Raw genomic sequence first — 11,316 nt, forward strand, 5'->3', positions numbered from 1 at the left:
GATTGGGGCGCAATTGCATGCGACCGGTGCCGTGCTACTCTTTTTTCAGCAAGGCCCGAGCGGCCGGAGGGCTGGCATGAAGCGATATGCGGCGCTGGCACAGACGATCGCCGAAGCGATCCGGCGCGGCGACCTTGCGGCCGGTGCGCGCATTCCCACCGTGCGCGCGGCCTGCCGTGCGTATGGCGTGAGCCCGTCCACCGTGTTTCGCGCGTACTACGCGCTCGAAAGCGAGGGTCTGATCGTCGCGCGTGCACGGTCCGGTTATTTCGTTGCGAACCTCGAAGACAAACACGTGCGGTTCGGTCACGAGCCGCCGCGCAAACCTGCCCCCGCGCAAACCAGCGGCGACGATACGCTGTTGCGCCTGCTCGATTCGCTGAAGTGCGAGGACATCGTCCCGCTCGGTTCCGCATTCGCCAGCTATTCGCTGTTCCCGATGAGCAGCCTGTGGCGCTACATGGCGTCGGCGGCCCGCAACATGGATCGCACGAAACTGCTGTCCGGCTTGCCGCCGGGTCACGACGCACTGCGGCGCCAGATCGCGTTGCGCTACCTGAACGCGGGCGCGGCGTTGCCGATGGACGAGATCGTCATCACGACCGGCGCACTCGAAGCGCTGACACTCAGCCTGCAGGCGCTGACGCGTCCGGGCGACATCGTTGCGATCGAGCGACCGGCGTTCCATGCAGTGTTGCAGGCCGTGCAGCGCCTGCACCTGAAGGCCGTCGAGATTCCGGTCGACCCGCGCACCGGCCTCGACCTCGACGCGCTCGCCGAAGCGCTCGACACGCATCCGGTGCGCGCCTGCTGGTTCATGACGTCGTTCCACAACCCGACCGGCGCGACATTGACCGACGAGCGCAAGCACGCGCTGATCGATCTGCTCGCGTCGCGCGGCGTTCCGTTGATCGAGGACGACGTGTATGGCGAGCTGCATTTCGGCACGGCGCCCACGCGCCCCGCCAAACTGTATGACAACAGCGGGCTCGTCCTGCATTGCGGTTCGTTCTCGAAATGCCTCGCGCCCGGATTCCGGATCGGCTGGGTCGCGGCCGGACGCTACGTGCGGCAGATCCGGCAAGCGAAGGGCGCGAGCGCGCCGTCGGCCGACGTGCCCGCGCAGATGGCGATTTCGAGCTACCTGCGCGACGGCGGGTACGACCGTTTCCTGCGGAAACTTCGACGCAATCTCGCCGCGCACCAGGCACAGATGCTCGCGGCGGTTCGCGCGTATTTTCCGGCCGGCACCGAAGTGTTCGCGCCGCTCGGCGGGTATTTCCTGTGGATCGAACTGCCGCCGCGCGTGGATGCGATGCACCTGTTCGGCGATGCGATGGAAAGCGGCGTCAGCATCGCGCCGGGGCCGCTGTTTTCCGCGACCGGCGGGTTCCGCCGTTATCTGCGGCTCAACTACGGCCGGCCGTGGACGCCGGCCGTCGAGCACGCGATGCAGACCATCGGGACGCTCGCGGCCCGGCAGCGACACGACGGTTAGCACGGAACTTGCGGGGCGCGTGCACGCGGATCGCGACCGCCGACATGCGCCTTGTATTTCGCGCGCCAGCGACAAAGAATGAAGCGGAAAGCACCTGCGGACGAACGCGTTCCGCACGTTCGATGTCATGGAGAAACACATGAGCACCGCATGCGAACGACCATCGGCGATACGCGCACCGCATGAAGGCGACATAGACGCGCCGGAATCACGATGACCGGCGATCGTTCGCCCCGCTGACGACACCTGCCCGCTTCCGACGATGCGTATCCTGCCCAACCGGAACGTCCACCCGCGCGATGCCTGGCGCGCCGTCCTGAGCGCACGGGTCGAATCGCGGCGCGCCGCTTGCTGCCGCTGCCGGGCATGCGGCTTCGTGGCATTCCGCGCACTCGAGCACTGCCCCGTCTGCGGCCAGTGGAACGGGCCGTTCGTACCGATTCGCCAGGCGCAGCACGACGCACACGCGACGCACGCAGCGCAGCCCTTTCATACGTGGTCGTCACGCGTCGCGCGGACGCTTCGCAACGCGGCGTTCCGGCGACCTCGCGCATCGAGCGCACCGATCCTGAGCATCCTGACACTCGTGCTGCTGGTCGGCGGCTACGTGACGGTCGACCGGACGTGCAAGGCCGATCCAGTTTGTCGCGGTCCCGATACGCCGACAGCGACGGCGCTCGATGCCGGCCTGCTCGCGTCGAACGATCCGGTGCTGCCGGTCCTGCCGATGCCGGTCTATCCGTTTCATTCGCCTGACGGAACGCAGGTGGCAACCAATCAACCAAACGGCGGCCCGGGCGCCAGCGAACCCGCTGGCGCGATGTCGGTCGCGCAGGCCGCGCCGTCGATGCACTCGCCTGACCGAACGCACAGCGGCGCAGTTCGTCTGACGGACTGGCGAGGCAGTCGCGATCCTGCGCATCGCACGCATGCGATCCGCCGTGTGAGCCTGCATACCGGCCACGTGCGGCACGGCGCACCCGCCAACGCCGAGATCGCGAAGCTCTATCGTGGCCACTAAGCGCGTGGTCCGATCGTTCGCTCCCGCAACGACAACGGGCGGCCCGTTTCCGGCGCCGCCCGTTTCGCGTTGCGCGTGTCGAACGTCAGCGCATCAGGCCGCCAGCAACCCGTGCGGGTCGATGACGAATTTGCGCGGCGCGCCGCCGTCGAACTTCTTGTAGCCTTCCGGCGCCTGGTCGAGCGAGATCACTTCGACGTTGACGATCTTCGCGATCGGCAGCCGGTCGAACAGGATCGCCTGCATCAGGTTGCGGTTGTACTTCAGCACCGGCGTCTGACCCGTGAAGAACGAATGCGACTTCGCCCAGCCGAGACCGAAGCGGATGCTCAGGCTGCCGTGCTGCGCGGCCTTGTCCTTCGCGCCCGGATCGTCTGTCACGTACAGGCCCGGGATGCCGATCGCGCCGGCCGGCCGCGTGATTTCCATCAGCGAGTTCAGCACCGTCGCGGGCGCTTCCTCCGAGTGGCCCGACGAACCATGGCCGTGCGCCTCGAAGCCGACGCAGTCGACCGCGCAATCGATCTCGGGCACGCCGAGAATCTGCTCGATCTGCTCGCCGAGCGACGCGTCCTTCGACAGGTCGACCGTCTCGAAGCCCATCGCCCTCGCATGCACGAGGCGTTCAGCGTTCATGTCGCCGACGATCGTCACGGCCGCGCCGAGCAGGCGCGCCGAAGCGGCCGCCGCCATGCCGACCGGGCCCGCGCCCGCGATGTAGACCGTCGAGCCCGGCTTCACGCCCGCGCTCACCGCGCCGTGATAACCGGTCGGCAGAATGTCGGACAGGCAGGTCAGATCGCGGATCTTCGCCATCGCCTGGTCGCGGTCGGGGAATTTCAGCAGGTTGAAATCCGCGTACGGCACGAGTACGTACTCGGCCTGGCCGCCGATCCAGCCGCCCATGTCGACGTAGCCGTAGGCGCCGCCGGCACGCGACGGGTTCACGTTCAGGCACACGCCCGTATGCGTGTCCTTGCACATTGCGCAGCGGCCGCATGCGACGTTGAACGGTACCGACACGAGATCGCCGATCTTCAGCGTCTCGACGTCGCGGCCCACTTCGACCACTTCGCCCGTGATCTCGTGGCCGAGCACGAGGCCGACCGGCGCAGTCGTGCGGCCGCGCACCATGTGCTGGTCGGAGCCGCAGATGTTCGTGCTGACCACCTTCAGAATCACGCCGTGGCCGATCGCGCGGCCGCTCGGATCGACCATCTTCGGATAATCGATGCTCTGGACTTCGACCTGGCCCGGTCCAAGATAGACGACACCTCGATTGCTGCTCATCGTATTGTCTCCATGTCTCGTTGGCTGGCGCTGTGGTGCGCCGGCGAATGCGGCGCACACGCAACGTGCTGTTCGAGAGTAGTCCGGGAGACGGGGGGGCCGATGTCTCAAACGCGACGCGCGTTTGAACGGCGCCGACATCGATGGCGGAAATGCGAAAGTCGGGCGGGAAACGACGGGAAGCCTTCAGCCGGCCGTCATCCCTGAACCGAATAACCGCCGTCCACGGGAATCACGGCACCCGTCACGAAGTCGCACTCACCGGCGCACAGCGCGACAGCGATACCGGCCAGGTCCTGCGGCTTGCCCCAGCGCCGCAACGGGGTGCGCTCGAGGACGCTTCGTTCGAGATCCGGGAACAGCCGCTTGGCCTCGTCGATCAGTTCGGTTTCGATCCAGCCGGGCAGCAACGTGTTGACCTGGATGTTGTCCGGCGCCCATTCGACGGCCCACGCCTTGCCCAGCTGAACGATCCCGCCCTTGCTGGCCGCGTAGGCCGCGCCGTAAGTCGTGCCGAATAGCGACAGCATCGAGCCGATATTGACGATCTTTCCGCCACCGGCGCGCCGGAATGCGGGATGAATCGCCTGCGCGCAAAAATGGGCGCCACTCAGATTCGTATCGATGATGCGATACCACTCGTCGGCGGTCAGTTCATGCCCTTGCTTGCGGATATTCATCCCCGCGTTGTTCACGAGGATGTCCAGCCTGCCGAAATGCTGCTCCGCCTGCTCGACGGCCTTCACGCACGCGGCGCGCTGTGTGATGTCCGCCTGGATGAACAGGCCGCGTTCGCTGCCGCCCGGCAGCGATGCCAGCGCCGCGTCGCCCTTGGCGCGATCGCGGCCGACGAGCACGACGCGCGCACCGGCGGCAACCATGCCGCGCGCAATGCCGAGCCCGATCCCGCTCGCGCCTCCGGTGATGACGGCGACCTTGCCTGAAAGATCGAACACACGTGCCTCCGATTCGAATTGCTGTCCAGATAGCGCGACAGCATAGCCGCGCGCAACATGACGTTGCGCCGCTACAAGGCACGATATTTTCTGACGTGCATCATGCCTTTTTCGAATCTTTCGGACATCGCCCGACCGACTGGTGCCTTCGACGTATCGCGCACCGGCAGACGATCAACCGCCGGCGTTCTCGCGAATGACCACCGCGGCGGCCGCGTCCGCCTCGCTTGCCACACCGTCGTGCACGCGCGTGCTGACGGCCGGCGTCGGCGGTTCACTGTCGAGCGCATGGCCGTTGCGGTCGTGCGTGTCGACCGTCGCGCGCATCGACAGCCCGATGCGCAGCGGGTGCGCGGCTAATTCGTCAATATTTAATCGGACTGCAAACAAAATTGAGATGGCCCCAAGCATCGTGGCGCTAGGATTATGGCTTTCCGAGGGAGACTCAAGGCATGATGCGACGAATCGCAGTAGTAGGCGACACGCTGTCGAGCGGCGGTCAGATAAGCACATATAGCGGTCCGACGTTCAAGATCGGCAGTCATCAAGCCGCCCTGATCGGCGGACAGGCTTTCTGTACCGCATGCAAGCGTCCCGGAGTCATCGCCAAGTCAGGCGGGCCCTCCCGAATAAAATTCATGGGCGAGGTGGCACTAGACGAGGACATCGTGATCTGCGCATGCCCGGCACCTCCGCACATAGTCGCATCGCTTGGCGGCGAAAAATGGTGTGATGACAGGGTAGAGGGCAACGGGAAGGTCGTTTCCAGCCTCACTGCAACTGGTGGCGTCGCGTCGGTCAAAAAAGGGGTATTCGACGAGCAAGTGAAGGCAACCGAGCATCAGGTGGAAGGCTTACCCTACTACATCGAAACGGCAGACGGTCGCGTGCATTCCGGCCGTCTTGGTACGGATGGAGTCTTGCCTCGAATCCATACCGGTGACAACCCCGACGACTACACCGTCTACTGGGGCGACGATGCACTTGCGAAGCAACACGGGGACGAATAACAATGCCGCATACCAAACCGTCAAAGGTCCGCTCAAACGACACACCACGATCGCAGAAGTCGATTCCTGTTCCCGCAATCACGTTCAAAGAGCTGTGGGATAACTTCCCGTCTGGCAACCCGTACGACAACCCCGAATACACGAACCAGTGCGCTATCCGTCTAAGTGTCACGCTGCATCGCGTTGGCGTCGATATGAAGTCGTTCAATGCGAAGACCGTCAAGCCGATGTCAGGCGCAAAGAAAATCGGGCGCATCTTGCTTGATGGCAAGTCGACCGCGACACGCGCCGACGAACTGGGTACGTGGTTGCAGCTACAACCGTTTGCCGGTCTCCCGAAAGCCGAGAACATAACCGGTGCGGATTGGGAATCGAAGGTCAATGGCCGTACAGGCATCATTCAATTCTCACGATATTGGACACGAGACGGCGAGACAAAGAAGAATGCGAGCGGCGGTCATATCGACCTGTGGAACGGGTCGCGGCTCACAGTCAGCAGCGCGCCCGGCGTCCTTGCAACGTATGGTCGCGTGTTTGGCCTGCAAGCGCTTTTGCCAGGTACGTCAATCGGATGGTCTGACCTTCGGAATTCGAAACAGATCCTCTTTTGGGAAATCAAATAATGCGACGCTTCTTTGGAACTGCAGGTTCCGCGCTTGCCGGACTAGCGAGTGTAGTTATGTGGACGTGGCTTGACAGCCATCTGTGTTCCGCCTTCTCTCGACTCTGCACTCCGCGCGCGGGGGAGTGCGGCGGCGGCGTAGATGCCTGCGCTGTGACCGCACAGAGCACAGTCGAGCTGTTCGCATACATCTTCGCCCCACCGATTCTGTTTGCAGCGCTAGGCTTCTACCTGTTTGCTCGACGCCGCTCGCCGCTTGTCATGACCGGATTTCTTGTTAGCGCCGTCGCCGCACATTGGCTCTTTGCATTCCTGAGTATCCGGGTTCTGCATATAGTGAACTGAGCGATGCCACACACGTTCCCGCGAGCGTCATCCTCCTTGATAAATCAAGCGAAACGACTTTCGGTATCGCTATGCGGCTTGCTGTTCGGATTGCTCGTCACATGGACTTTCTTCTACACGTTCAGTCATGTCCACGGGTCCGCAAGACCTGACCGCATCGCGACTGGCTGCAACGAGCTAGGCAAATGCGCGACTCCTTGGTGGGTTGCACCGGTATTGATTTCGTATCTTTGCGGCCCCGCTATAGCATTCTGCGCACTTAACGCGGTTGCTTGGAAGCGATGGCCGGTCAGAAAGTGGGCGCTATGGGGCATCGCAATTCTTGTCGTGACCAGCACCCTTTACCTTGCCGATTACTTCTCGAAGTAACCACGCAGCCCACACAACGCGGGCCGTTTTCATTTTTCTCCGGCGCGCACACCACACCACAAACGCACCGAGCGGCCGCTGTGTAACAAGTTGAGTGCAACTGTCACCCTAGGTGGAGATTGGCGTTCAATTAACTCACCCTCTTCGTCGTGATTTTTCACCTCGCAACGTATGCAATACCCGCGTTGGGGCTTGTTGACTGACACGAGTCCGATTGCCTGCGACCAGTCGAGCGCCAAAGCACTCACCCGCCCTGATTCTCCCGAATGACCGCCGCAGCCGCCGCGTCCGCCTCGCTCGCGACACCGTCGTGCACGCGCGTGCTGACGGCCGGCGTCGGCGGTTCGCTGTCGAGCGCATGGCCATTACGGTCGTGCGTGTCGACCGTTGCGCGCATCGACAGCCCGACGCGCAGCGGATGCGCGGCGAGGTCGCGCGGATCGAGCGCGATCACGACCGGCACGCGTTGCACGACCTTGATCCAGTTGCCGGCCGCGTTCTGCGACGGCAGCATCGAGAACGCACTGCCCGTGCCCGCCGAGAAACCCTGCACACGGCCGCGATAGGCGATGCGCGAGCCGTAGAGGTCCGATACGATCTCGACCGGCTGCCCGACGCGCATGTGGCGAATCTGCCCTTCCTTGAAATTCGCCTCGATCCACAGCCGGTTCAACTGCACGATCGACATCAGCGGCACGCCAGGCCCGACCTGCTGGCCGACCTGCACCGAGCGCTGCCCGATCGTGCCGTCGACGGGCGCGACGATCGTCGTGCGCTTCAGGTTCCGGTACGCAAGCTTGAACTGCGCGGCCGCCTGCACGACGGCCGGGCTCTCGTCGACGGGCAGCTTGCTGCCGAGCGCACGCGCCGCGTCGAGCTGCGCCTGCGCGGCCGCGAGATTCGCCTGCGCGCCGGCGACCGCCGCGCGCGCACGCGCCAGTTCCTCGGGCGCGACGATCTCGACCGATGCGCCCGAGCGCGCCACCAGCGCGCGCTGCGCGAGCGACAGGTCGGCACGCCGCGCATTCACGGCCTCGACGTACATCGTGTTCGAGATCTTCGCGTTCGCGACCTGCCGCACGGCCTGCGCGAGCTGCGCCTTCGCCTGCGCGAACGCAACGGACGCCTCGGTGTCGTCGAGCCGCACGAGCGTCTGTCCGGCGCGCACGGCCTGCGTATCGGCGACCACCACGTCGGTCACGGCGCCCGGAATCTGCGCGGCGACCTGCACGATGCTGCCCGCGACATACGCGTCGTCGGTGTCTTCGTAATAGCGGTCGCTCAACAGCCAGAACGCGATCCATGCAAGTGCGGCCAGCAGCACGATCGCGAAAAACACGGTGAAGCGCTTGCGGCGCGTCGCACGGCGCGCGTCAAGTGCCGGGTCGTTCAGCGCGGCCGGCGGCGCGGCGGTATGAAGGTTGTCGTGGTGCATCAGTCGCTTTGCGTAACGATCAGACGATCGTGCTGGAAGACGGGGATCGCCGGCATGACCGACGGGGCCGGCGCGGGGCTTGCCGATGCCGTGCGCGCGAGAACAGGCGTACTCCGGGGCGTCGCGGCAGGGTTGGCCGCACCGACCGTCGACGGACGCGCCGCATCGTCTCGCCGTGCGGGTGCGACGCTCGCCGTGCCGGTCAACGGCGGCACGACAGCGCTTGCCGCGCGCGCATCGTTCGACGTACCGGCCGCCGCAGCAGCCGCTGCCCCTCGCCGCGCCGCCCCGCTGCGCGTCTGATGCACGGCCGGCGCCTGCGCAACCGTTGCGCCCGCATCGAACCCGCCGCCGAGCGCGCCGATCAACCCGACGCGCAGCGTCCGCTGCCTGCCGAGCAGCGCGATCATCTGCGCGCGCTCGTCGATCAGCGTGAGATCCGCGACATCGACATCCTTCTGCATCAGCACGCCGCGCCGGTGGCGATCGGCCGCGATCTGCACGATCTTCTGCGCGGCCGCCACCGCGTCCTGCTGCTGCGTAACGAGCGTCTGCGACGTTTGCAGCGACGTGACGATCTGTGCGACCTGCCCGAGCGCGTCGTCGACGGTCTTGTTGTACAGGCCGATCGCGACGTCGGCCTGCGCGACGTCCGCGCCGAGCTTCGCCTTCAGCCGGCCGCGGTCGAAGATCGGCAGCGAGATCGCGGGGCCGACCGACCCGGCGAGCGAATCGCGCGAGAACAGCGACGCGGGCGTCAGCGCGAACACACCGCCGAGCGCGACGAGGTTCACGTCCGGATAGAACTGCGCGCGCGTCGAATCGGCATTCGCGAACGCGGCTTCGACGCGCAGCCGCGCGGCGACGATGTCGGGCCGGCGGCCGAGCAGGTCGGCCGGCAGCCGCGCCGGCAGCGCGCCGCCGGCAAACGCGCCGACGCGTGGCCGCTGCAGCGCGAGCCCGCGCTCGGGGCCGCGGCCCGACAGCACGCCGAGCTGCAATTGCGCGAGCTTGATCTGCTCGTCGCCCAGCGCGATCTGCGCGAGCAGCTTGCTGCGCTTGATCGACGCATCGCTCGCGTCGTACGCATTGTCGAGGCCGCGCGCGGTGCGCTCGCGCAGCACGGTTGTCACGCGCTGGCTAACCTTCAACTTCTGCTGCAGCAGATCCTGTGTCGCGTATGCCTGGTCAAGCTGGCAGTACACGGTGACGATCGCGACCGCGAGCGTGAGCCGCACCTGTTCGGCCTCGACACCGGCCGCATCGCGCAGCGACATCAGGCTCTTCGTCGCCGCGCGGTTCTTGCCCCACAGGTCGAGCTGGTAGTTCAACCCGACGAACACCGACGACGGCGATACGTTCGGATCGCCGAAGATCTCGACCGGCACGCGATAACCGCCGGCCGTCACGTCGGCGATGTCACCGGGCTTCGGCATCCGCGCGCGGCTGACCGTCGCGCCGGCCGTGCCCGTCAGCCCGGTCAGCGAATCGAACTGCTGAAGCTGCGCCTGCGCGATCCGCAGCCGCGCCCGCGCGACCTGCAGATCGGGGCTGTTCTGCGACGCCTCCGCCACCAGCGCATCGAGTTGCGGATCCTGCAACTGCTTTACCCAGTCGGGCGCCGGCCACGCGCCGTTCGCGCCGGGGCCGGCCGTGTGCGCGAGCGCATCGTCGGCAGGCGCGCGCAGCGACAGCGAAGGCAGGAACCCCGACGGCACGCATCCGCCCAACGCCAGCAGCACGGCCGCCACCGCGATCATCGCGCTGCCCTGCACGCCCCGCGCCGGATTCGCCGCTTTCTTCACACGCCGCATCGCGCCCCTCACCCCTGCTGAATGCGCTGCGCACGCGCGGCCAGCCGCGGCCGCGTGCGTTCGAGCGGGCCGAGCCGGCCGAACAGGCCGTCCGCGACGCCGAACAGGATGCCGGCGAGCTTCGCGCGCTTGTCGCGTTCGACGAGCGCGATCTGCACGATCTGCCACACGGTCAGCAGGTTCGGCACGATCGCCACCGGAAAGCGCAGCCCGTATTGCATCCCGAGCTGCACCGCATTGCGCGCGCTGTAGTAGCGGCGTTGCCACGAATGATTCATCGACGTCATTTCAAAAGGGCCGATCGCGTGGCGCTGCTTCGCGCCGATCCGATGCGGCAGCACCAGCGACGGCACGACATAGAGCGGCACGTTGCGCGACAGCGCGCGGAAGCTGTATTCGGTGTCGACGTGATCGATGAACAGCGTCTCGTCGAACCGGCCGAGCAGGTCGAACGCGTCGCGCGACACGACGCAGCCCGACGAGATCAGGAACGCGCAGCGCTGCAACGGCGCGCCCGGCTCGATGTGCAGGCGGCGCAGCCCGATGCCGTTGGTCGAAAGCTCGGGCAGGAAGCTGCGCGCGTTCTCGTCGAAGATGCGCGGGCCGGCCAGGAACGCACGCCCCGCGAGCCCCGCACAGACGTCGCGCATCACCGGGAAATACGCGGCCGGCACCGATGAATCCTGGTCGAACAATGCGACCGCATCGATGCGGTCGCGAAACAGCGCCGCGAGCCCCGCGTTGTACGCGCCCGCGATCCCGCCGCGATTGCCGTGATGCAGCAGCGCGATGCCGTCGCGCGCACACAGGTCGCGTGCCCGTGCATCGGGCTGCGGCGTGTTGTCGACGACGAGCAATGCATCGCACGCATGCCGCCATGCGCCGAGCGCTTCGAGCTGCGCATCGCTCGGGTGATACAGGATCACGAGTGCGCCGAGTGTCGTCATGTTCATCTC

At 65.9% G+C, this 11,316-nt stretch carries 9 protein-coding genes and 1 pseudogene; 4 read left to right on the top strand and 6 right to left on the bottom strand.

The genetic code is table 11. From position 1 onward, the window contains the following. Window positions 1-76 precede the first annotated feature (76 nt). Together ACTRWB_RS28265 and ACTRWB_RS28270 are read left to right on the top strand one after the other, a co-directional pair. A complete protein-coding gene (locus ACTRWB_RS28265) occupies window positions 77-1,498 on the top strand; it encodes an aminotransferase-like domain-containing protein (protein ID WP_446903783.1) in 1,422 nt (473 codons plus the stop codon). 262 nt (window positions 1,499-1,760) lie between these two features. After that, window positions 1,761-2,519 carry a hypothetical protein gene (locus ACTRWB_RS28270; protein WP_446903784.1) on the top strand — a complete coding sequence of 253 codons (759 nt, stop codon included), beginning with the start codon at window positions 1,761-1,763 and terminating at the stop codon, window positions 2,517-2,519. A gap of 93 nt (window positions 2,520-2,612) precedes the next feature. Here ACTRWB_RS28270 and fdhA read toward each other — a convergent pair whose 3' ends face one another. The 3 genes and pseudogenes from fdhA to ACTRWB_RS28285 all read right to left on the bottom strand — a co-directional run. After that, window positions 2,613-3,809, bottom strand: coding sequence for a formaldehyde dehydrogenase, glutathione-independent (fdhA, locus tag ACTRWB_RS28275; protein WP_446903785.1), 1,197 nt, complete (start codon window positions 3,807-3,809; stop codon window positions 2,613-2,615). A 197-nt stretch (window positions 3,810-4,006) separates the two neighbouring features. Next, complete coding sequence (locus tag ACTRWB_RS28280) at window positions 4,007-4,765, bottom strand: SDR family NAD(P)-dependent oxidoreductase (RefSeq protein WP_446903786.1); 759 nt, start codon at window positions 4,763-4,765, stop codon at window positions 4,007-4,009. Window positions 4,766-4,939: 174 nt separating this feature from the next. Next, window positions 4,940-5,131 (bottom strand): annotated as a pseudogene (locus tag ACTRWB_RS28285) (hemolysin secretion protein D); the annotation flags it as partial. 86 nt (window positions 5,132-5,217) lie between these two features. Here ACTRWB_RS28285 and ACTRWB_RS28290 point away from each other — a divergent pair. Further along, a complete protein-coding gene (locus ACTRWB_RS28290; RefSeq protein WP_446903787.1) occupies window positions 5,218-5,775 on the top strand; it encodes a PAAR domain-containing protein in 558 nt (185 codons plus the stop codon). A gap of 2 nt (window positions 5,776-5,777) precedes the next feature. Beyond that, the gene (locus ACTRWB_RS28295; RefSeq protein WP_446903788.1) at window positions 5,778-6,398 is read left to right on the top strand and encodes a type VI secretion system amidase effector protein Tae4; all 621 of its coding nucleotides are present in this window, start codon (window positions 5,778-5,780) and stop codon (window positions 6,396-6,398) included. A 957-nt stretch (window positions 6,399-7,355) separates the two neighbouring features. Here the strand turns inward: ACTRWB_RS28295 and ACTRWB_RS28300 are convergent. Genes ACTRWB_RS28300 through ACTRWB_RS28310 form a run of 3 tightly spaced genes read right to left on the bottom strand, consistent with a single transcriptional unit; the run spans window position 7,356 to window position 11,307 of the window. Beyond that, window positions 7,356-8,546 (bottom strand): HlyD family secretion protein, encoded by a 1,191-nt coding sequence (locus tag ACTRWB_RS28300; protein ID WP_129515657.1) that lies wholly within the window; start codon window positions 8,544-8,546, stop codon window positions 7,356-7,358. Further along, window positions 8,546-10,360 carry an efflux transporter outer membrane subunit gene (locus ACTRWB_RS28305; protein WP_446903789.1) on the bottom strand — a complete coding sequence of 605 codons (1,815 nt, stop codon included), beginning with the start codon at window positions 10,358-10,360 and terminating at the stop codon, window positions 8,546-8,548. Before ACTRWB_RS28305 ends, ACTRWB_RS28300 begins: the two co-directional genes overlap by 1 nt. A gap of 8 nt (window positions 10,361-10,368) precedes the next feature. Beyond that, entirely contained in the window at window positions 10,369-11,307 is a 939-nt protein-coding gene (locus ACTRWB_RS28310; protein ID WP_129515659.1) for a glycosyltransferase family 2 protein, read from the bottom strand. Window positions 11,308-11,316: the final 9 nt, after the last annotated feature.

Source organism: Burkholderia sp. YIM B11467, assembly GCF_052952715.1.